General features: G+C 71.6%; 18 protein-coding genes. 9 read left to right on the forward strand and 9 right to left on the reverse strand.

The annotated features are described in order from the left end of the window. Positions 1-40 precede the first annotated feature (40 nt). Complete coding sequence (locus tag DTB53_RS34245; protein WP_003968488.1) at positions 41-2,785, reverse strand: penicillin acylase family protein; 2,745 nt, start codon at positions 2,783-2,785, stop codon at positions 41-43. A gap of 277 nt (positions 2,786-3,062) precedes the next feature. On the opposite strand from DTB53_RS34245, the gene DTB53_RS34250 reads away from it, so the two are divergent. The 5 genes from DTB53_RS34250 to DTB53_RS34270 all read left to right on the forward strand — a co-directional run bounded on the left by DTB53_RS34250 (position 3,063) and on the right by DTB53_RS34270 (position 8,459). Then, positions 3,063-4,637, forward strand: coding sequence for a potassium/proton antiporter (locus DTB53_RS34250; protein WP_012380498.1), 1,575 nt, complete (start codon positions 3,063-3,065; stop codon positions 4,635-4,637). Between the two features lie 335 nt (positions 4,638-4,972). Continuing rightward, positions 4,973-6,253 (forward strand): MFS transporter, encoded by a 1,281-nt coding sequence (locus tag DTB53_RS34255; RefSeq protein WP_012380497.1) that lies wholly within the window; start codon positions 4,973-4,975, stop codon positions 6,251-6,253. A gap of 66 nt (positions 6,254-6,319) precedes the next feature. Then, a complete protein-coding gene (locus DTB53_RS34260; protein ID WP_012380496.1) occupies positions 6,320-6,667 on the forward strand; it encodes an FmdB family zinc ribbon protein in 348 nt (115 codons plus the stop codon). 102 nt (positions 6,668-6,769) lie between these two features. Beyond that, positions 6,770-7,654: an S-methyl-5'-thioadenosine phosphorylase gene (locus DTB53_RS34265; protein ID WP_012380495.1), complete on the forward strand. Its 885-nt coding sequence runs from the start codon at positions 6,770-6,772 to the stop codon at positions 7,652-7,654. Positions 7,655-7,868: 214 nt separating this feature from the next. Then, on the forward strand, positions 7,869-8,459 hold the full coding sequence (locus DTB53_RS34270; RefSeq protein WP_012380494.1) for an RcpC/CpaB family pilus assembly protein: 591 nt from the start codon (positions 7,869-7,871) through the stop codon (positions 8,457-8,459). 177 nt (positions 8,460-8,636) lie between these two features. Here DTB53_RS34270 and DTB53_RS34280 read toward each other — a convergent pair whose 3' ends face one another. From DTB53_RS34280 to DTB53_RS34305, 6 genes are all read right to left on the reverse strand, one after another. Continuing rightward, the gene (locus DTB53_RS34280) at positions 8,637-8,858 is read right to left on the reverse strand and encodes a hypothetical protein (RefSeq protein WP_003968482.1); all 222 of its coding nucleotides are present in this window, start codon (positions 8,856-8,858) and stop codon (positions 8,637-8,639) included. Between the two features lie 61 nt (positions 8,859-8,919). Beyond that, positions 8,920-9,315, reverse strand: coding sequence for a hypothetical protein (locus DTB53_RS34285; protein WP_012380493.1), 396 nt, complete (start codon positions 9,313-9,315; stop codon positions 8,920-8,922). Then, complete coding sequence (locus tag DTB53_RS34290) at positions 9,312-10,019, reverse strand: QcrA and Rieske domain-containing protein (protein ID WP_012380492.1); 708 nt, start codon at positions 10,017-10,019, stop codon at positions 9,312-9,314. The genes DTB53_RS34285 and DTB53_RS34290 overlap by 4 nt, the downstream gene beginning before the upstream one ends. Then, the gene (locus DTB53_RS34295; protein WP_003968479.1) at positions 10,016-10,618 is read right to left on the reverse strand and encodes a 4Fe-4S dicluster domain-containing protein; all 603 of its coding nucleotides are present in this window, start codon (positions 10,616-10,618) and stop codon (positions 10,016-10,018) included. The genes DTB53_RS34290 and DTB53_RS34295 overlap by 4 nt, the downstream gene beginning before the upstream one ends. 6 nt (positions 10,619-10,624) lie before the next feature. Continuing rightward, positions 10,625-12,952, reverse strand: a complete 2,328-nt coding sequence (locus tag DTB53_RS34300; RefSeq protein ID WP_012380491.1) for a molybdopterin oxidoreductase family protein — start codon at positions 12,950-12,952, stop codon at positions 10,625-10,627. Further along, a complete protein-coding gene (locus tag DTB53_RS34305; protein WP_012380490.1) occupies positions 12,949-14,058 on the reverse strand; it encodes an MFS transporter in 1,110 nt (369 codons plus the stop codon). The genes DTB53_RS34300 and DTB53_RS34305 overlap by 4 nt, the downstream gene beginning before the upstream one ends. A gap of 197 nt (positions 14,059-14,255) precedes the next feature. Between DTB53_RS34305 and DTB53_RS34310 the strand changes: the two genes are divergently transcribed. Next, on the forward strand, positions 14,256-15,362 hold the full coding sequence (locus DTB53_RS34310) for a P1 family peptidase (RefSeq protein ID WP_012380489.1): 1,107 nt from the start codon (positions 14,256-14,258) through the stop codon (positions 15,360-15,362). A gap of 157 nt (positions 15,363-15,519) precedes the next feature. Here the strand turns inward: DTB53_RS34310 and DTB53_RS34315 are convergent, their stop codons facing one another. Continuing rightward, entirely contained in the window at positions 15,520-16,242 is a 723-nt protein-coding gene (locus DTB53_RS34315) for a helix-turn-helix domain-containing protein (protein WP_012380488.1), read from the reverse strand. 67 nt (positions 16,243-16,309) lie between these two features. Here DTB53_RS34315 and DTB53_RS34320 point away from each other — a divergent pair, with 67 nt between their 5' ends. Further along, positions 16,310-16,951, forward strand: a complete 642-nt coding sequence (locus DTB53_RS34320) for a flavin reductase family protein (protein ID WP_003968474.1) — start codon at positions 16,310-16,312, stop codon at positions 16,949-16,951. Positions 16,952-17,203: 252 nt separating this feature from the next. Further along, positions 17,204-17,959: a DUF6227 family protein gene (locus DTB53_RS34325; protein WP_003968473.1), complete on the forward strand. Its 756-nt coding sequence runs from the start codon at positions 17,204-17,206 to the stop codon at positions 17,957-17,959. Between the two features lie 97 nt (positions 17,960-18,056). Here the strand turns inward: DTB53_RS34325 and DTB53_RS34330 are convergent, their stop codons facing one another. Next, positions 18,057-19,610, reverse strand: a complete 1,554-nt coding sequence (locus tag DTB53_RS34330; RefSeq protein WP_042496938.1) for an MFS transporter — start codon at positions 19,608-19,610, stop codon at positions 18,057-18,059. Between the two features lie 61 nt (positions 19,611-19,671). Here DTB53_RS34330 and DTB53_RS34335 point away from each other — a divergent pair, with 61 nt between their 5' ends. Then, complete coding sequence (locus DTB53_RS34335) at positions 19,672-20,814, forward strand: helix-turn-helix transcriptional regulator (RefSeq protein ID WP_042498629.1); 1,143 nt, start codon at positions 19,672-19,674, stop codon at positions 20,812-20,814. The last annotated feature ends 30 nt before the right edge of the window (positions 20,815-20,844 follow it).

Here is a 20,844-nt window from a genome sequence, read left to right on the forward strand (position 1 = left end):
GCGGCTCACACGTGAGCTGCGAGGGGGCTCCGGTCGGGCCCTACGGTTTCAGGGTCAGCGTGTCGACCGTGGACGCGTCGACCGCGTCCTTCCCGAAGGACCAGTCGAGCAGTTCACCGTCGACCCACTTGTCGGTCTGATCGGTGTAGTGCGCGCTGAACGCGTGCCCGGAGGCCCCGCTCAGGTTGATCCAGCGGGACTTGTCCCAGTCCCCCACGTTGACGACCATCCGCATCGACGGCACCCAGACGACCTCGTAGCCGCTCGCCGCGTTCCAGCCGGTGGCGTTGACCGCCGCCTCGCCGCCGCCGAGGTTCCAGGGGCCCCGGTTGAGCGCCCGCTGGAGCAGGCCGGGGCCCTCGGTGCCGAGGGTCTGGTTCTTCAGCGTCAGCCGGTGCAGCCGGCCCCAGCTCCAGGTGGAGATGTTCTTGCCGAGCTTGGAGGTCAGCTCCCAGCGGGCGTCCTCCATCGCCCGGGCGAACAGGTCGTCCCGGTTCTCCAGGGCGTCCTCGCGGCCCCGGGCGGGCGCCTTCCACCACTCGTTGTCCTGGTCGTCCACGATGTCGCGGACCACCTGGAACCAGCGGTCGCCGCCGTCCGGCTGCGCGGTGTCGCCGTCGCGCTGGCCGCACTCGCGGACGAGCTTCTTCTGCTGGTCGGCCGGGCCGCTGTTCTTGGCCGGCGGAACATTGAGGCAGTCGCCCTCGACCCGCATCTCCTTGGGCAGCTTGTTGCCGAAGGCGAGCTTCAGGATGTTGCGCCAGACGCCGTTGAAGTACGCGGCGGCGGCCGAGTCGGGCTCCTGGGTGTAGTCCCAGCCCTCCAGCAGCTTCTGGGCCTCGCGGACGCTCGGGTCGGAGATGTTGATCTTCTTCAGCTCGGGCACCAGCAGCGCGGCGATCTCGCTGAAGTTGTCCATCTGCATCTTCTGCATGTCATCGGTCGAGACCTTCTCGCCACCCTTGATCTTCTGGGTCAGGAGGTCGTTGATCCGCTGGCTGCGGGCGCCGTAGCCCCAGTCCTTGGTCAGGAGGTGGGGGTACTTCTCCTCGTCGATGACGGCCTGGTTGGCGGTGACGATGAAGCCGCGGTCCGGGTTGTACTCGTACGGCAGCTCGTCGAAGGGGATGTACCCCTCCCACGCGTACCTCGGGTCCCAGCCCGGGGCCGGCGCCGTCCCGTCGTAGCCCTTGGAGCGGACCGGGATCTTACCGGGGGCCTGGTAGCCGATGTTGCCCTTGGTGTCGGCGTAGATGAGGTTCTGCGAGGGGACCTCGAAGTACTCCGCGGCCTTGCGGAAGGTGGTGAAGTCCTTGGCCCGGTTGAGCGCGAAGACGGCGTCCATGGACTTGCCGGGCTCCAGCGCCGTCCACTTCAGCGCCACCGCGTAGCCGTCGGCCCGGTCGGGGGCCGCGTTGCTGACGGGGGCCTTCTGGCCGACCTTGTCCAGTTCCTTGCTGCGGTCGGAGACCAGGGGGCCGTTGTTCGTCTCGCGGACGGTGATCGTCCGGTCCCGGCCGCCGGCGACCTTGATGGTCTCCTCGCGGGTCTTGAAGGACTTCGTCTCGCCGTCGTACAGGTAGCCGTCGCCGGAGACCTTCTCCAGGAAGAGATCGGTGACGTCGGCGCCGAGGTTGGTGAGACCCCAGGCGATGTCCTGGTTGTGACCGATGATCACACCGGGCATGCCGGAGAAGGTGTAGCCGGCCGTGTCGTACTGGCAGCTCTTGGAGAGCTCCCGGCAGTGCAGGCCCATCTGGTACCAGAGGGAGGGCAGCATCGGCGCGAGGTGCGGGTCGTTCGCGAGCAGCGCCTTGCCGGACGTCGTGTGGTCGCCGTTGACGACCCAGGAGTTCGAGCCGATGCCGTTGCCGTTCGGGCCGAGCAGCGCCGGGATCTCGTCGAGGGTGTCGGAGAGGGCGGAGAGCTGGGTGTTCAGGCCCTCCGTGGCCCCCTCGGGGGTGGTGGAGCCGACGGAGTCCGACGGGGTCGCCTCGGGGTCGAACTTCCCGGTGACCGGGGAGATCGCGCCGTTCTCGACGATCGGCCTGTTCTGCTTGTACGGGTAGCCGGGGTACAGGTCCTCGATCTGGTCCTTGTCGAGGCGGCTGGTCAGCAGCGAACGGTCGATCTCGTCCTGCATGTTGCCGCGCAGGTCCCAGGCCATCGCCTTCAGCCAGGCCACCGAGTCGACCGGGGTCCACTCGCCGGGCTTGTAGTCGTTGGTCAGCCCCAGAGCCGCGTACTCGACCGAGATGTCCCGGCCTTCCTTGCCCTTCAGGTACGCGTTGACGCCCTCCGCGTACGACTGGAGGTTCTTCTTGGTGCTCTCGTCCAGGACCTCGTCGTACTCCTTCTGCGCCACCTTCCGCCAGCCGAGGGTGCGCAGGAAGGAATCGGTCTCCACCTGTCCGGAACCGAACATCTCGGAGAGCCGACCGGCCGTCATGTGCCGCCGGACGTCCATCTCCCAGAAGCGGTCCTGCGCCTGGACGAAGCCCTGGGCGCGGAAGAGGTCGGCGTCGGAGTCCGCGTAGATCTGCGGGATTCCGTAGGAGTCACGTTTGACCTCGACGTCGCCGGAGAGGCCGTCGAGCGTTATCGACCCGGTGGTCTGCGGGTACGAGGCCCGCACGGTGGACACGGACCAGTAGGCCCCGTATCCGACACCCGCGACGAGCGCCAGCACCAGGACGAGCACGAGCAGGCGGGCGCGTCGCCCCTTCTTCCTGCCGGGCTTCTTCGCGTCGGAAGGGCCGGAAGAGGCGGTTGTGTTGGCGGGCATCGCTGTCCTTCGAGGGGCAGGGTGGTCCTGGGAGTGCAGGAGCAACCATAGGCGCAGCGGAGAAGCCACTCGGACGCGGTATGGGGATGCATCCATTTGCGTCTTCCTCGTACGAACACTCGAACCCGTCAAGAAATCGTTAAAGATTAGGTAAGGTAACGAAGTAACTGGCTGCCGGAGGACGATCCGGCAGGCGCACGCAGGGAAGGAACGGACCCTGACTGTCCACGCGCTCAACGAACTCCTGCTCGTCTGCTCGCTCGTCCTGCTCGTCGCCGTGGCGGCGGTGCGGATCTCCTCGCGCAGCGGGCTCCCCAGCCTGCTCCTGTATCTCGGCATCGGGATCGCCCTGGGGCAGGACGGCATCTTCGACGTCAAGTTCGACAACGCCGAACTGACGCAGGTGATCGGCTACGCCGCCCTGGTCGTGATCCTGGCCGAGGGCGGACTCGGGGCGAAGTGGAAAGAGGTCAAACCCGTCCTGCCGGCGGCCGCCGTCGTCTCGACCGTCGGCGTCGGCATCAGCGTGGGCATCACCGCCTCCGCCGCGCACTACCTGGTCGGCCTGGACTGGCGCCAGGCGCTCATCATCGGCGCGGTCGTCTCCTCGACCGACGCGGCGGCCGTCTTCTCCGTCCTGCGCAGGGTGCCCCTGCCGCCGCGGATCACCGGCGTCCTGGAAGCGGAGTCCGGCTTCAACGACGCCCCGGTCGTCATCCTGGTCGTCGCGTTCTCCGCGGCCGGCCCGGTCGAGCACTGGTACGTCCTGGTCGCGGAGATCGCCCTGGAGCTGGCCATCGGCGCCGCCATCGGCATCGCGGTGGGCTGGCTGGGGTCCCTGGGGCTGCGCCATGTCGCGCTGCCCGCCTCCGGCCTGTACCCGATCGCCGTGATGGCCATCGCCGTCTCGGCGTACGCGGCGGGCGCCATGGCGCACGGCAGCGGGTTCCTCGCCGTCTACCTGGCCGCGATGATCCTCGGCAACTCCAAGCTGCCGCACTGGCCCGCCACCCGGGGCTTCGCCGACGGGCTCGGCTGGCTGGCCCAGATCGGCATGTTCGTGCTGCTCGGCCTCCTGGTCACGCCGCACGACCTGGTCGACGACTTCTGGCCCGCCATCGTCGTGGGCCTGGTGCTGACCATGGTGGCGCGACCGCTGTCCGTCTTCCTCAGCCTCGCGCCGTTCCGGATGCCGGCCCGCGAGAAGGTCCTCATGTCGTGGGCCGGGCTGCGCGGGGCGGTGCCCATCATCCTGGCGACCATTCCGATGGTGTCCGGGGTGCAGGGCAGTACGAGAATCTTCAACATCGTCTTCGTCCTGGTCATCGTCTACACCCTGATCCAGGGACCGACGCTGCCCTGGGTCGCGAACAAGCTGAACATCGCCGACGACCCGGCCGAAGCCGACGACCTGGGCATCGAGTCGGCCCCGCTGGAGCGGCTGCGCGGACACCTGCTGTCGGTCGACATCCCCGCGAAGTCCAAGATGCACGGCGTCGAGGTCGGCGAGCTCCGGCTCCCGGCGGGCGCCGCGGTCACCCTGGTGGTCCGCGAGGGCACGAGCTTCGTGCCCTCCCCCGCGACGGTGCTGCGCCGCGGGGACGAGCTGCTGGTGGTGGCCACCGACCCGGTGCGCGACCGGGCGGAGGAACGGCTGCGGGCGGTCGGCGAGGGCGGCAAACTGGCCGGCTGGCTGGGCACGGGCTCCCCCGTCGCCAACGCGCCCGGCATGGTGGGACCCCACGGCGGGTCCGCCATCCCCCAGGCGATGAAGCTGGCCAAGAAGCTCGGCGGCGCCGGCGCCGGCGCCCCGGGCAACGGCAACGGCAGCGGCACGAAGACGAGCTCCTGAGACCCGCCGAGGCGACGAGCCAGGAGTCAGCGGCGTACGCGTCGCAGATCACAGGCCGAGGCAGGAAGCCCCGTACGCAATCACAGGCATACAGGGCTTCCTGCCTGTACGATTAAGGGCAAATCTGATCGACCAACTCTGTCTGATGCAGAGCTGGCGCGACCGTATGGCGGTCGTGGTGTCTCTTCGCCCGGCGTTTCTCCGCCGATTGCAGCGAGTCGCCCGGCATCTACCGCAGTTCCGCGCGAAGAGGACAGCTCTCGGCCGCTTCCGTCCAGCCCGCCCCACAAGGGCGCCGGGAAGCAGGGCCACCAGGCGGCAGAAAGGCAAGGACCGTGGCGACCACGGTCTCCGACCGCCCCGGATACGGGCAACTCCTGCGCACCCCCGGTGCGTGGACCTTCCTCCTCCCGGGCTTCGCCGCACGGCAGCCGTTCGCGATGCTCACCATCGGCATCGTCCTCCTCGTGCAGCACACCACCGGCTCGTACGGCAGCGCCGGCGCCGTCGCGGCGGTCTCCGGCGTCTCCATGGCGCTGTTCGCCCCGCAGAGCGGCAAGCTCGCCGACCGCTTCGGTCAGCGCGCCGTCCTGCTCCCCGGGGTGCTGCTCCACGCCGTCTCCGTGAGCGCCCTGACCGTCCTGGCGCTGGCGGACGCGCCCCTGTGGGCGCTGTTCGCCGCCGCCGTGCCGACCGGCGCCTCGATCCCGCAGATCGGCCCCATGGTGCGGGCCCGCTGGGCGGCGCTGCTGGGGGCGACCCCCGACCGGCCCGCCTCTCCGCTGATGTCCACCGCGGCCGCGTTCGAGTCGGTGACGGACGAGTTCACGTTCGTCCTCGGCCCGGTCATCGCCACCGCGCTGTGCACCGGCGTGCACCCGGCGGCCGGACTGATCACGGAAGCCGCCCTCACCCTGGTCGGCGGCCTGTTCTTCGCCGCGCAGCGCGCCACCCAGCCCGCCCCGCGCAGCGCGGCCACCACGACCGAACCGCACGCCTCGGCGCTCTCCGTGCCCGGTGTGCGCGTCCTGGCCGTCGCCTTCCTGGGCATCGGCGCCGTCTTCGGCGGGATGCAGGTCTCGCTGACCGCGTTCTCCGAGGAGATCGGCCACCCCGGGGTGAACGGGGTCCTCTACGGGGTCTTCGCGGCGGGCAACATGCTGGCCGGCATCGCCTGCGGAGCCATCGCCTGGAAGAGCAGCCCGCGCCGCCGGCTGATCGTCGGGTACGTGGCGCTGACCCTGACCGCCTCCGGCCTCTGGGCCGTGCACTCGGTGCCGCTGCTGGCCGGGCTCGGCCTGCTCGTCGGCCTGTGCATCGCCCCGGCGCTGATCAGCGGCTACACCCTGGTCGAGGCGCTGGTGCCCGCCACCGCCCGCACCGAGGCCTTCACCTGGCTGACGGGGGCCGTGGCGCTCGGGCAGGCGGCGGCCGTCACCGTGGCGGGGCGACTCGCCGACGCCCAGGGCGCGAGCACCGGATTCCTGGTGCCGCTGGCCGCAACCGTGCTGGCGCTGCTGACCCTGTTGGCCCTGCGTTCGCGGCTGACGCCGAGGCTCTCGGGGCGCACCGTCGCGCGTGGGATCGGTCACCGCGAGCCGGTCACGGTGGACTGATTCAACGGAATACGTCAGTATGGAGCGTCGTTAGCACTCATTGAGTGAGAGTGCCAGGAGGAGCAAGTGCCGACCTATCAGTACCAGTGCACCGAGTGCGGCGAGGGCCTCGAGGCGGTGCAGAAGTTCACCGATGACGCCCTGACCGTGTGCCCGAGCTGCGACGGACGCCTCAAGAAGGTGTTCTCCGCGGTCGGCATCGTCTTCAAGGGTTCCGGTTTCTACCGGAACGACAGCCGTGGCTCGTCGTCGAGCAGCACACCGGCGTCGACGGCCTCGAAGTCGTCCGACTCCGCGTCGTCCTCGTCGTCGGGTTCGGACACGAAGGCGAGCGCGTCCTCGTCCTCCTCGTCCGGCTCCTCCTCGTCGTCGGCCTCCGCGCCGGCCTCGTCGAGCGGTACGTCGGCCGCCTGAGCCCGCGTACGCCCCACCCGCTTCTCACCGGACCCCGCCGAGGCCACTCGGCGGGGTCCGGTCGTTCCTCCGGGGGATCATCCCTCCCGATACGGTGACCGCATGGCGAACGCACTTGACGAATCGGGCTCCGGTACGGGCACGGCGGGTACCGGGAGTTCAGCGGAGATCGGTGTCATCGGCGGCTCGGGCTTCTACTCCTTCCTGGAGGACGTCACCGAGGTATCCGTGGACACCCCCTACGGGAAGCCGAGCGACTCGGTCTTCCTCGGCGAGCTCGGCGGCCGGCGGGTGGCCTTCCTGCCGCGCCACGGACGCGGCCACCACCTGCCGCCGCACCGCATCAACTACCGGGCCAACCTGTGGGCGCTGCGCTCCGTAGGGGTCCGGCAGGTGCTCGGCCCGTGCGCGGTGGGCGGGCTGCGGCCGGAGTACGGACCGGGCACCCTGCTCGTCCCCGACCAGCTGGTGGACCGCACCAAGGCCCGCGTGCAGACCTTCTACGACGGTGAGACCCGGGCCGACGGGACCGTGCCCAACGTCGTCCACCTGAGCTTCGCCGACCCGTACTGCCCCGAGGGGCGCAAGGCGGCGCTCGCCGCGGCCCGGGGACGCGACTGGGAGCCGGTGGACGGCGGCACCCTGGTGGTCGTCGAGGGCCCCCGGTTCTCGACCCGCGCGGAATCGCGCTGGCACGCGGCGATGGGCTGGTCGGTCGTGGGCATGACCGGGCACCCCGAAGCGGTCCTCGCCCGTGAGCTGGGCCTCTGCTACACGACGATGACCCTGGTGACCGACCTGGACGCGGGCGCCGAGGCGGGCGAGGGCGTCTCGCACGAGGAGGTGCTCCGGGTGTTCGCGGCCAACGTGGACCGGCTGCGCTCGGTGCTGTTCGACGCGGTGGCCGGGCTGCAGGGGAGCGAGAACCGCACCTGCGCGTGCGCCCACGCCCTGGACGGGATCGACACGGGGATCGCCTTGCCGTAGCGGCGTCGCCGCCGCTCCGGCAGGACGGCGTCACCGGAACGGGTGACGGAGTTGTCCCCAGTGCGAGGACTGTCCACAGGCCTCGGCGGGATCTGCGCGGACGCGGGAGAGTGAGGGGAGTTCGGCCGGTTCGACCGGTCCGGACTCCCCTTCTTCTTGCCTCCCTTCACCTGCCCTTGCCCGTGCCCTCGTCCGCCCGCATCAAGGTGGTGCCATGTCCACGTCCACATCCGTGTCCCCCTTCCCGTCCCGTTGCCCTGTTCCGCCCCCGCCCCCGGCGCCGGTGCCCGCGCCCTGCGGGGTGGGGCCGTTCGGGCCCCTGCGTGTGCGGGGCGGTGGCGCGGACCGGCTGCGCCGGATGATGCGCCGCCGACGGCGGGCGGCGGCCGCGGGGCTCGCGCTGGCGGGGGCCGCGCTGGCCACCACCGGTCTGAACGGGGCCGACGGGGAGACCGGCCCACCGGGCGCTCCGCCGGGGGCCGGCAGGCCGTCCGTGCGGCTGGTGTCCGCCCCGGTCAGGATCGCGGACCCGGAGACGGTACGGCTGCTGCGCCCCGGTGACCGGGTCGATGTGATCGCGGTCGGTGACACGGGCGGCGAAGCGCGCGTGGTGGCGCGAGGGGTGCGGGTGGCGAAGGTGCCGCACGCCGCCGCGGGCGCCGGCGCTCCCGCGGCGGACGTTTCCGGCCCCGGGGCGGAGGCCGGGGCGCTGGTGCTGTTGTCCGTGCAGCGGTCGACGGCCGCGGCGCTGCTGGGCGCGGGCGCTTCGGGGCGGCTGGCCGTGGCGGTGTCCGATGCGACCTGAAGTCTTCTCGGTTCACCCGCGGGAGTCCGCGGGTCGGACATCGCCGCCTTCCCCGCCATGGGTGACGGAGCAGTGCGCTCCCCTCACCGCCCATGGGGACGAAGGCTCACCCGTGAGCGGGAAGAAGGCCGGTCCGCTGGAGGGCTTCAAGGTCTTCCTGACGCGCGGCGACGTCGCTCAGATGTGGTGGGGCGGCTTCTCGTCCAGGAAGCGCGCGAGGTCGGCGGCGCTGCCGCCGGAGAGAGGCCGCTCACCCCACCCCTGGTCCGTATCGTCCGCGGACTGCCGGTCCAGCGGATCGTCGAAGTCCAGAACCGGCTTGGGCTTCGGTTCCGGGTGCGGCTGCTCGTGCGGCTGCTGCTTCGCATCGCGCGGGCTGGGGGCGGGGGCGGCGCTCATGCCTCCAGGGTACGGCGGCCCATCACGAGGTGTGGGCCGCCGTGGAGCCGGGCGGCGGGCGTCAGCGGTCCTTCGGGTCGATGCGCCACAGGCCCAGCACGACGAGGAACGACAGGCAGAGGAAGCCGGCCCCCCACCAGGCCGTGCCGGTGTTGCCCTCCATCCACTCGTCGATCAGGACCGTCAGTCCCCAGAGCTGGCCGATGACGACGGTCATGGCCAGGGTGAGCCGGGCGGTCAGCTTCGAGGAGCGCACCGGGTCCTGGTCGGTGCCCGCTCCCGGCCCGGGGCCGGTGTGCCGGACGCGAGGGTCCCCGTATCCGCTGGTGGGGCGGATCTGCGGGTACCGCTCGTGGACGGGCCGGTTCAGCGCGGGGTCGGCGCTGCCCGGGTGGTACGCGGGATAGTGGCTGCCAGGGGGCGGCAGCGGCTGCTCGGGGTGCGGGGTGTCGCTCATGACCGCCTGCCCGGTTTCTCGGCGGTGGCGGAGGGTGCGCGCGCACCGGCGGCCCGGGGCGGGGACTCGGCGCCGCCGCCGATGTCGGGGCAGCCGATACGGGACGCGAGGTCGGGGCGGTCGCCGCCGAGCTGTCGGCAGAGGCCCGCCTCGACGCTCTCGCCGGAGCGGGTGGTCCCCACGGCCCAGACGCTGCCGTCGTCCTGCTCGATGACCACGACCTTGGGCAGCCCGCGCGGTGGCGGCCCCGCCGTGACCTCGCCGGACCGGGCGTCGAAGACTCCCTCGTGGCAGGGGCAGTACAGCTCGCCCTCGCTGCCCCGGTCCTTGCGCCAGAGCACGGCGCAGGCGAGGTGGGTGCAGACGGCGGAGTAGCCGACGAGGGTGCCGTCGTCGAGGCGGACGGCGACGGCCCGGTCCTCCTCGCCCGGGTAGCGGAAGGCGATCGACTCGCCGGGCAGGAGCCCGCCGGCGATGCGCTTGGGTTCGGGGGCCTTGCCCTCCTCGCCGTCGCCGTGGCGGTGGAGCATGCCCGCGGCCACCCCGATGCCGCCGACGGCGAGCCCGCCGGAGACGGTGGTGACGATCCGGAGGTAGTCGCGTCGGGTGGTGAGGGAGTCGGCGGCGATCCGGTCCTGGAGCGCCTCGCGCGGGTCTCCCCCGGCAGGGTGGTCTCCACCCGGCTGCTGATCGGTGACGCTCATCGGCGGACGTCCTTCCCGTTGATCTCGACGACGGGAAGCCCGCCGGGGACCGGCCACTGGACCCGTTCGGCGGGGACGACCATGGCCACGCCGGTGCGGACCTCGGTCTCGCCGAAGACGAAGGTGTCGGCGACCTGGACGCCGGGGCGCTCCGCCTGGAGCTCCTCGACGGTTCCGTAGAAGAGGGCGCCGGTCGGGCAGACGGTGGCGCACATGGGGGCGAGGCCGTAGGCGGTGCGGTCGTAGCAGAGGTTGCACTTCATCTGGAGCTTCGCCTGAAGGTCGATCTTCGGTACGCCGAAGGGGCAGGCGTTGACGCAGTTGGAGCAGCCGATGCAGCGGGTGGTGTCGGCCTGCTGCACCACACCGTCCGCGGTCACCAGGATCGCGTCGGCGGGACAGACCTCGGCGCACGGGGCGACCGGGTCCTCGCAGTGCATGCAGACGGTGGGAAGGGAGGCGACGGAGTGGCCCTCGTCGGTGTAGTCGAGGTGGATCATCGATGTGCCGCGGTGCGAGTCGCACTCGCGGCAGGCGGAGACACAGGCCTGGCAGCCGATGCAACGCCCCGGGTCGATGAAGATCGTTCTGCCCATCACGGGGCCTCAGCTCCTCTCCGAGGTGCCACGGCCCTGGGGGGCCGTGGGAGGCAGCGGGTCGGTACGGGAGACCTGGGTCTCCGGGTAGGCGACGTGGCCGGGAGCGACCGGCGGGGCGGGGACCTCGTCGATCCGCTCGGCGTGCTCAATACGGCAGGCGCACACCTTGTACTCGGGGATCTTGGACCGGGGGTCGAGGGCGTCGACGGTGAGGGCGTTGGCCGCGGTGGGGACGGGCCAGTGGTAGGGGATGAACACGGTGTCGGGGCGGATCGCCTCGGTGACCAGGGCGGGGAAGACCTCGCTGCCGCGCCGGGTGACGACGCGGACGGGTTCGCCGTTGCGGAAGCCGTGCGAGGGGTGCACCTCGGCCCAGGGGCGCGGGGTCTGTTCGACGAGGGCGCCGAGCCTGCGGGTCTGGTTCCCGGAGAGGAAGTGGGCGACGGTGCGGCCGGTGGTGAGCGACATGGGGTGCTCGTCGTCGTACGGGTCCATCGGCGGGTGCCATTCGACGACCTGGAGGTGGATCTTGCCGTCGGGGTGGTAGGTCTTCCCGTCCTCGAAGAGGCGCGGGGTGCCGGGATGGTCGGTGGTGGGGCAGGGCCAGGCGATGCCGCCGGTCTCCTCCAGGCGTTCGTAGGTGATGCCGTAGTAGTCGTTGACGGTGCCGGCGGAGGCGGTGCGCAACTCGTCGAAGACCGACCGGGAGTCGGGGAAGTCGAACTTGTCGCCGGCGCCGAGCCGTCGGGCGAGCTCGCACATCACCCAGGTGTCGGTGCGGACGCCGGGGGGCGGGTCCTGGGCCTTGTTGTGCTTGACGACCCGGGCTTCCGCGTTGGCCATCACCCCTTCGTCCTCGGCCCAGGTGGTGACGGGGAAGACGACATGGGCGTTGGCCGCGGTCTCGGAGAGGAAGAAGTCGAACTGCGCGTGGAACTCGGTGGCGTCGTACCCCTCCTTGACCACCCGGTAGTTGGGCAGGGAGACGAAGGGGTTGTTGCAGATGCCGATCAGGCCGCGGATCTCCCGGCGCTGCATCTGCCAGACCATTTCCATCATGGAGGTCCCGGCGGGCGGGAGTTCGGACTCCTCGATGCCCCAGATCTCGCAGATCTGGCGGCGGTGCTCCTCGTTCATGATGGAGCGCCCGCCGGGGAGGAGGTCGGACTTCTGTCCGTGCTCGCGGCCGCCCTGCCCGTTGCCCTGGCCGGTGATGGTGCCGTAGCCGGCGCCGGGTTTGCCGATGTGGCCGGTGGCGGCGCAGAGGTTGATCACGGAGAGGCAGTTCTCGACGCCCTGCGAGTGGTGCTCGATGCCCCGGGCGTGCCAGGCCATGGCCTTGGGCGCGCGGGCGAAGGTCCGGGCGACCTGGACGATCTGCTCGGCGGGGATCCCGCAGATCGCGGCGGCGCGGGAAGGCGGGTACGCGGCGGCCTTGGCCTTGACCTCCTCCCAGCCGGTGGCGTGGGCGGCGAGGTAGTCCTCGTCGGTGAGGCCTTCCTCGATGACGACGTGCAGGACGGAGGTGAAGAAGGCGGAGTCGGTGCCGGGCTTGAGGGCGACGTGGATGTCCGCGGTCCGGGCGATGGCCGTCTCGCGCGGGTCGATGACGATGAGGACGGCCCCGCGGTCCCGGGCTCCCCAGACGTACTGGGTCATCACGGGGAAGCACTCGCCGACGTTGGAGCCCGCGATGAGCAGGCAGTCGGTGAGCAGGATGTCGGAGAAGGGGTTGCCGGCCCGGTCGATGCCGAAGGCGAGCTTGTTGGCGCCGGCGGCGCTGACCATGCAGAGGCGCCCGTTGTAGTCGACGTGCCGGGACTTGAGGGCGACCCGGGCGAACTTGCCCACCAGATAGGTCTTCTCGGAGAACAGGCTGGCCCCGCCGAGGAGCCCGAAGGCGTCGTTGCCGTGGGTCTGCTGGATGCGCTTGATCTCGGAGACGGTGAAGTCGAGCGCCTCCTCCCAGGAGGCCTCGCGGAACTCCTCGTCGCGGGAGCGGCGCAGCAGCGGGGCGGTGAGCCGGTCGGGGTGGTTGACCTGCTGGTAGGCGTTGATGCCCTTGGGACAGAGCCGCATCCGGTTGATGTCGTGGTTGCGGGGTTCGACGCCGAAGACCTTGCCGCCCCGGTCCACGCGCAGATACATGCCGCACTGGACGCCGCAGAAGCAGCAGTGGGTGGGGACGAGCGTCTCGCCGTTCTGGTCGGCATGCCACTGGTCGGCCGGGATGCCGCCGGCGTCCCGGAAGGCGCGGGTGCCGGGCGGGGCGAGGGAGGGATCCAGGGGGATGAAGGTGCGGCGGTCGGCGGCGGCTCGCGGTTCCGCGGTCACTTGAAGCCCTTCTTCACGTGGGAGAGGTAGGCGCTGCCGCGCAGCACCCGCTTGCAGCGCGGGCAGTATGCGGCCCAGGAGTCGAAGTCGAGCCGGAGGTCGCGCATGGTGCCGCGCAGGTTCTCGACGTAGGGGCCGGTGTCGATGGGCTCCTCGCAGCGGCGGCAGGCGAACACCTCGTCGTCCTTGCGGCCGGTGTACTTGAACAGCTGCATACCGACCGCGGCCGGTCGCTGGACGATGTGGAAGAACTTGCCGAACGGGAGGTAGATGAGGGTGAAGACGACCGACACCATGTGCAGGATCGCGAGGAACTGGTAGCCGCCGCCGTGCAGGAAGATCGAGGAGAAGGTGAGCAGCAGGCCGGTCACGGAGATGACGATGAGGGCGATCAGCGGCACCAGGTCGTAGGCGAAGCGCTGGCCGGTGGCGGCGCCGCGGTCCTTCATGCGGCGCCACAGGAAGTACGAGGCGCCGGGGATGACGAGGACGGCGGCGATGTCCAGGCCGTGGAACATCAGCCAGCCGAGGATGTTCAGGGAATCGAAGCCGAGGATCTTGAAGCCCCAGATCCGCATCTCGTAGCCGGGTCCCGATCCGCTGCCGGAGGTGAAGGTGAACCAGCCCCAGGTCAGCGGAAAGGTGATCAGGGCGGCGAGGACGCAGCCCCAGAAGATCAGCTGGTGAGCAGCCCAGCGGGCGTGGGAACGGGCGCCGAGGAACTTCTGGAAGCCCAGGTAGGTGGCGATCATCCTCGGCAGGGCGGTGGGGGCCTGACGGAAGTTCTCGTACGAGAAGAGGCTGCGCCAGCCTTGTTTGAAGAGGCGTCGGGCACCGGGGGCGGAGATCCAGACGGTGTAGCGGTAGGCGACGCCGAAGGCGAGGAAGACCGTGGCCACGGCGTAGGGGAGGAGGGCCGAGTCGAAGTTGCGGAGCATGCGGCTGCCGAGCACGATCGCGAGGATCAGCAACGCGGAGACGGCCACGCCGACGAGCGTCGCCCGGGTGGTGACGGACCGGGGGCCGGTAGCGGAGGGAGACGTGGCCGAGGGGCCGTCAGGGGCGTCGGGCTCGGCTGCTGCGGTGGCTTCTGAGGGCTCGGTCACCCGGCCACCGTAGGACTGTTTGGGTTGATTGAACCCGTTTTGGCGGGTGAGAGGGTGAGAGGGTCGCCCGGACAGTCGCAAGGGTTGCCTTGCCCGGGCGGGGCGCTCGGGGCCCGCCGCACCCCGCCCGCCGGTACGTTCGCGGCCCGTGGGCCCGTTCTCCTTTCGGGCCCGATCCCGACCGGAGGAGCCGCACGATGATTCCCGTGAACCCCGAGGACGACGCCGAGGGCCCCGGGGCGGGGGCCGTCGGGCACCCGGTCCCGCTGGACGCGCTGACCGATGTGACCGGAATCCGCGTCGGCCATGCCGAGGTCACCGGTGCGGGCGCGTTGAGCGGAACGACCGTGGTCCTGGCGCCGGAGGGCGGGGCGGTGGCCGCCGTGGACGTACGGGGCGGCGGGCCGGGCACGCGGGAGACGGACGCGTTGGACCCGCGCAATCTGGTGCAGCGGGTCGACGCCGTCGTCCTCACGGGCGGCAGCGCGTACGGGCTCGACGCCGCGTCCGGCGTGATGGCCTGGCTGGAGGAGCGGGGGCGGGGCGTCCGGGTCGGCGCCGGGCCCACCCAGGTGGTGCCGGTCGTCCCGGCCGCCGCCCTCTTCGACCTCGGCCGGGGCGGTGACTGGCGGGCCCGCCCGGACGCGTCGACCGGCCGAGCGGCGGTGGAGGCGGCGGCATCCACCGGGGCCGGGGAACCGGTGGCCGAGGGCTGCGTGGGCGCGGGCGCCGGCGCGGTGGCCGGGCAGCTCAAGGGCGGCATCGGCACGGCGAGCACCCGCCTCAGCTCCGGGGTCACGGTGGCCGCCCTCGTCGCGGTGAACGCGGCGGGCTCGGTGGTCGACCCCCGGACCGGGGTGCTGTTCGGGGAGTACGGGGCCGGGGAGCCGCCGGCCCACCCTGCGGCCGAGGTGCACGCGGCGGCGGAGCGGCGTCTCGCACGGGAGCGGGAGGCGACGGAGGCGGCCGGAGGCGGGGCCACGCCGTTCAACACGACGATCGCGGTCGTCGCCACGGACGCGGACCTGACCCGGGCGCAGGCCCAGAAGCTGGCGGGCACCGCACACGACGGGCTGGCCCGCGCGGTGCGCCCGGTCCATCTGCTGACCGACGGGGACACCGTGTTCACGCTGGCCACCGGGAAGGCACGGGTGCCACCCGGGGACCCGGCCGCCGTCAACGAGATCCTGGCGGCGGGCGCCGACGTCCTGGCGCGGGCCATCGTCAAGGCCGTCCGCGCGGCCCGGAGCACCGAGGGCCCGGGCGGCCGGCTCCTCTCGTACACGGAGCTGTACGGCGGCTAAGGCCCTGTCGTCACACTGCCGCCTGCCCCGCAGGGCCGCCCTTCGGGCGACGACGGCAGTGTGACGACAGGATGGAGGAGCGTGGGTCGGTAACGAGGACTGGTCGTGCCGCGGTGGGACAGGGGGAGCGGTGGCCCCGGTCCGGGGGGGCCGGTGCTCACCCGGCCGGAGTGTGCGTCCCGACGGCCAGGCCGAGGCGGTCCGTGAGCGCGCGCTCGCCGGTGTCGGTGAGCGCGACGGCGCGGCTTGTGCCGATCCGAGTGATCCAGCCGGCGTCGAAGGCGTGACGGCACAGGGCGGCACCGGCGGCGCCGGCCAGGTGGGGACGGCGTTCGGTCCAGTCCAGGCACGAGCGAACCGGCGGACGCCGCGTGGCGGGCGGTAGCGCGATGCCGAGTTCAGCGAGCCAGGCGGTCCCGTCGCCGGTGAGCGTCAGCCCCTGCTCCCAGTCCAGCATCCCCCGATCGGTCATCGCCTCGGTGATCGCGACCCCGAGAGTGCCGGCGAGATGGTCGTAGCACGTGCGGGCGCGGGCCAGCGCCCGGTCGCGGTTGGCGGCGGGCAGAGAGCGGGGCGGATCGGCGCGCCGAGGCGCCATCGAGGCGAGCTTCTCGATCAGCTCGGCCGTGTCGGGGTCGGCCAGGCGAACGTAGCGATGGCGCCCCTGGCGCTCCTGGGTGAGCAGCCCACCGCCGACCAGGAGGTTCAAGTGCCCGGTCGCCGTGGAGGCGGCCACTCCGGCATGGCGCGCCAACTCGATCGCGGTCCATGCTCGGCCGTCCAGAAGGGCCAGGCAGAAGTCGGCGCGGGTGCCGTCGGCCAGCAACGCGGCCAGAGCGGCCAGGTCAGGGCCCCCGACGTGAGTGTCATGGCTGTTCATCGCCGTCCATTGTCTCCCTGCGATCCTTCGGCCTCCACCGAAGTGTCCGCGCTCTACGGTCGGCCCCATGAACACCGCGACGCCCAGCAGCGTGCCCACCGACCTGCCGTCCGAACACGTAACCGTCACCCCGAGCATCCTGTACTTCGGAACGCCGGTCGTGCTGCTCTCCACGGAGAACGAGAACGGCTCCTTCAACCTTGCGCCGATGTCCTCGGCCTGGGCGCTGGGCCACGTGATCGTCCTCGGTCTGGGCGCCGAGGGACAGACCGCGCACAATCTCCGCAGCCGCCGTGATCTGGTGGTCAACCTCCCCGGACCCGCGCAGTGGCCGGCGGTGGAGCGATTGGCGCCGCTGACCGGGCGCACCCCGGTACCGGCGGGCAAGCGCGGTTCCTTCCGTTTCGAGCCGGACAAGTTCGCCGCCGCCGGTGTGCGACCTCAGCCCTCCGAGCTGGTTCGGCCGCCCCGCGTCGCCGAATGCCCGATGCAGCTGGAAGCCCGCGTCGCCCGGGCCCAACCCGATTCCACCGGGGACTTCCTCATCGTCGAAGCCCAGGTGCTCAAGGTGCACGCCGATCCCCGGATCATCGTTTCCGGTTCCCAGCACATCGACCCAGCCGCATGGAGCCCGCTGATCTACAACTTTCGCCACTACTACGGACTCGGCCCCGAACTCGGCCACAGCTTCCGCTCCCAGACGGCCTGACCGAGCCAGTGTCCACCGCGCGCGGCGTGCGTGAGGGGCGTGCGTGAGGGGCGTGCGTGAGGGGCGTGCGATGCGGCCGACTCAGCGGTTGCGCAAGGGAGTTCACCCCGAGCGCCCGAAATGCACCGGGAACACGCGGGGAACTTTCTGCGTGCGCCCTACGTTTTCACGAACCCCGGTCACGATGTCGGACCCAGGGACTACGTTAAGCACGCACCAAGTAACACGCGGCGACGGCCTGGAGACACCACCTTGAGCGATCCGTACGAGACAACCGAGCACCACCTCGACCGACTCCTGCGACGCGCCCTCAACTCCTTCGACCTTCCCGACAGCACGGTCGACCGCCTCGGCACCGCGCTCGCCCACAGCAGTTCGCTGCACTCCTCGCACCACAGTTCCGCGCTGCACCGGGAGACCTACCGTCACACGTATCTCCTGGCCGACGGTTCCGCCCTCACCCTGTGGGAGCTGGTGCACAGCGGAGGCCGGGACGTGCGGATACCGCGTCGGCACGAGCTGTACGAGGACGAGGGCGACGCCCGCATCGCCGCGTCCCGGCTCGCGGGAGGCCTCTCCGACGCACCGGCCTTCGGCGACGAGGGAGTGCAGGAGGGGCAGGGCGAGCTGGAGATGCTGACGCTCCTGATGTCCGCCCCGTCGGCCCCGCTCCCCCGGACGTACGCCCCGGACAATTCCGCGGACCACGCCCGCCGGGTGCTGCGCCGCGCGGAGAACGCCGACCGGCCGGGCGAGCGGAAGGCGCGGCTGCTCCGGTCGGCTTTCGCCCACCACATCACCCAGATCTTCGGGCGTCAGTGCCGTGTCGACGGGCGCTCGGCCGGTTTCACGCTCTACGAGCACGCGTTCCTGCTGCTGGACGGCAGCGAGACGAGCCTGTGGGAGGTCGAGCACACGGCGACACCCGACGGCCGCCACATGTGCGAGGTGTACGAGAGCGAGCACACCGCCCGTGCGGCGATGGAGAGCCGCACCCGGATCTGCTGACCCGAACCGCCATGACCGGCCGGGGCGGGGTCACCGCCGCGGCCGGTCACGCCGCCCACGGGCGGGGCCGGGGCGGGCCGTGCGCACGGCGTGCGGATCAGCTCGCGTCGCCGGCCTCCGCGAGGGCCTCGCCCTCGGCGTGGGCGCGCGGCCGGGCGGGCAGCGCGAACATCACCAGGAAGATCACCGAGAGCACCCCGGCCACCCACCACAGCGACTGCTGGAACGCGTCGACGAACGCCGGTCCGACCTCTGCGGGGGCCAACCGGTCGCCGATCGCCCCGAAGAAGACGACGGACACCAGGCCGAGCCCGAGCGCGGTCCCCATCTGCTGCACGGTGTTGATCAGCCCGGACGCCGAACCGGCGTGCTCCTTGGGCACCTCGGAGAGCACGGCGTCGGTCAGCGGGGCCACGATCAGCCCCATCCCCACGCCCATGACCACCAGCGGGACGGCCATCTGCCAGGACGTGATGCCCAGGCCGTACCGTTCGCTCTCCCAGAGGTAGATCAGCAGTCCGGCGATCATGAGGAGCGCACCGGCCTGGAGGACCTTGCGGCCGAAGCGGGGCACGAGCTTCTGCACGGAGATCCCGGCGGCCACCGAGACGGCGACGGAGAACGGGATGCCCGTCGTGCCGGCGCGCAGCACGCTCCAGCCGAGCCCCATCTGCATGTACATCGTCCAGACCAGGAAGAAGATGCCGAGGCCGACGCCGAAGGTCAGCTGCACGGCGATGCCGGCGGCGAAGCTCTTGACCCGGAACAGGGACAGCTCGATCAGCGGCGAGCCGTCGCCGGTCGCCCTCCGCCGCTGGTGGGCGACCAGCGCCCCGAAGACGAACAGGCTGCCCACCATCGACAGATGACCCCAGAGCGGCCAGCCCAGCTCGTGGCCCCGGGTGAGCGGGTAGATCAGCATCAGCATCGCGAGGGTGATCAGGGCGACGCCGGGCAGGTCGAGACGGACCGCCCTGGGCGCCTTCGACTCGGTGATGAACTTCGCGCCGAGAAGCAGCCCGGCGATCCCGACGGGCAGGTTGATCAGGAAGATCGGCCGCCAGCCGAGCCCGAAGAGGTCCCACTCGGTGAGCAGGGCGCCCAGCAGCGGACCGGAGACCGCGCCGAGTCCGACGATCGCGCCGAAGAGACCGAAGACCTTGCCGCGCTCGTGAGCCGGGAAGGTGGCGTGCACGATCGAGAGGACCTGGGGCACCATCAGGGCCGCCGTCGCGCCCTGGAGGATCCGGGCCGCGACCAGCATCTCGGGGCTGCCGGCGAAGCCGCACAGGGCGGAGGCGAGCGTGAATCCGCCGATGCCGATGAGAAAGAGCCTCTTGCGCCCGTAGATGTCGCCGAGCCGGCCGCCCGTGATCAGCCCGGCCGCGAACGCGAGGGCGTATCCGGCGGTGATCCACTGGATCGCGGAGACCGAGGCCCCGGTCTCGCGCTGGATGCTGGGGATCGCGATGTTGACGATCGTGACGTCGACCAGGTCCATGAAGGCGGCGGTCATCACGATGGCCAGCGCGAACCAGCGCCGCCGGTCGGCCGGGGCGGGCGTGGGTGCGGCCGGGGACTTCACCGGTACGGGTGGCGTGGGCGGAGCGGGGTAGGACGCCGTGGGCGTCGGGGGTGCGGAAGAAGGCATGGGAGGAACCTAGGCATCCATTAGGTCAGACCATGACCTGATGGTCCGCCATCCTGAAGCCATGTCGGACACCCCCGCACGACTGCTGAAACTGCTGTCGCTCCTCCAGACTCCCCGCGAGTGGCCGGGCGGCGAGCTGGCAGAGCGGCTCGACGTCAGTCCGCGCACGATCCGCCGCGACATCGACCGGCTGCGCGACCTGGGCTACCCGGTCGAGGCCTCCCGCGGCTCCGTCGGCGGCTACCGCCTGGTGGCGGGCACCGCCATGCCGCCCCTCCTGCTGGACGACGAAGAGGCGGTGGCCATCGCGGTGGGGCTTCGGGCCGGGGCGGGGCACGCGATCGAAGGCGTCGACGAGGCCTCCGTACGGGCGCTGGCCAAGCTGGAGCAGGTGCTCCCCTCCCGGCTGCGGCACCGGGTCTCCGTGCTCCAGAACGCCACGGTGCCGCTGACCCGGGGCGACGGCGCCACCATCGCCCCCCGGACCCTGACGACGCTGGCCTCGGCGGCCACCGGGCGGGAACGGCTGAGGTTCGCGTACCGCAGCGGCGACGGCACCCGGACGAAGCGGCAGGTCGAGCCGTACCGGTTGGTGAGCGCCGGGCAGCGCTGGTACCTGGTGGCGTACGACCTGGGCCGGGAGGACTGGCGTACGTTCCGGGTGGACCGGGTCGGCGAGCCGTACGCGACGGGGGCGCGGTTCGCGCCGAGGCCGCTGCCCGTCGAGGGCACGGGGAGCGACGCGGAGAGCGGGGACGCCGCGAGGTACTTGTCGCTGTCGATGCGGCGGATGAAGCCGGAGCGGCGGATGCAGCCGGAGCTGTGCCTCGATGTGTGGTTCGGGGCGCCGGCGGAGTTCGTGGCGGCACGGCTGCCCGCGCATCTCGGGACGCCGGAGCCGGACGGGGAGGGCGGTTGCCGGCTGCGGACCTCGTGCACCGATTCGCTGGAGTGGGTGGCGCTGCGGCTGGCGTTGGTGGACTGCGAGTTCTCCGCGCAGGGGCCGCCGCCGCTGGTGGAGTATCTGGAGGGCCTCGGCGCCCGGCTGACCCGCGCCGCGCGGAGCCGCCCCCCGACCGATCCGGAACCGGGGGCCGGTCCCGGACGAGGGGTCGCCCCGAAACCAGGAGCCGATCCCGAGCAAGAGGCCGCCCCCGAGCGGGGAGCCGATTCCGGGCGGGGAGCCGATCCCGGACAGGGATGAGCCCCGACGCCGGGGGGGGGTGGGCGCCGG

The organism is Streptomyces griseus, from assembly GCF_900460065.1.
Lineage (GTDB): Bacteria > Actinomycetota > Actinomycetes > Streptomycetales > Streptomycetaceae > Streptomyces > Streptomyces griseus.

Excerpts from the sequence above, each read along its gene's own strand:
- DTB53_RS34320 (WP_003968474.1), top strand. The coding sequence starts at position 16,310 with ATGAACACCGCGACGCCCAGCAGCGTGCCCACCGACCTGCCGTCCGAA.
- DTB53_RS34265 (WP_012380495.1), top strand. The coding sequence starts at position 6,770 with ATGGCGAACGCACTTGACGAATCGGGCTCCGGTACGGGCACGGCGGGT.
- DTB53_RS34310 (WP_012380489.1), top strand. The coding sequence starts at position 14,256 with ATGATTCCCGTGAACCCCGAGGACGACGCCGAGGGCCCCGGGGCGGGG.
- DTB53_RS34315 (WP_012380488.1), bottom strand. The coding sequence starts at position 16,242 with ATGAACAGCCATGACACTCACGTCGGGGGCCCTGACCTGGCCGCTCTG.
- DTB53_RS34270 (WP_012380494.1), top strand. The coding sequence starts at position 7,869 with ATGTCCACGTCCACATCCGTGTCCCCCTTCCCGTCCCGTTGCCCTGTT.
- DTB53_RS34245 (WP_003968488.1), bottom strand. The coding sequence starts at position 2,785 with ATGCCCGCCAACACAACCGCCTCTTCCGGCCCTTCCGACGCGAAGAAG.
- DTB53_RS34280 (WP_003968482.1), bottom strand. The coding sequence starts at position 8,858 with ATGAGCGCCGCCCCCGCCCCCAGCCCGCGCGATGCGAAGCAGCAGCCG.
- DTB53_RS34330 (WP_042496938.1), bottom strand. The coding sequence starts at position 19,610 with ATGCCTTCTTCCGCACCCCCGACGCCCACGGCGTCCTACCCCGCTCCG.
- DTB53_RS34335 (WP_042498629.1), top strand. The coding sequence starts at position 19,672 with ATGTCGGACACCCCCGCACGACTGCTGAAACTGCTGTCGCTCCTCCAG.
- DTB53_RS34290 (WP_012380492.1), bottom strand. The coding sequence starts at position 10,019 with ATGAGCGTCACCGATCAGCAGCCGGGTGGAGACCACCCTGCCGGGGGA.
- DTB53_RS34285 (WP_012380493.1), bottom strand. The coding sequence starts at position 9,315 with ATGAGCGACACCCCGCACCCCGAGCAGCCGCTGCCGCCCCCTGGCAGC.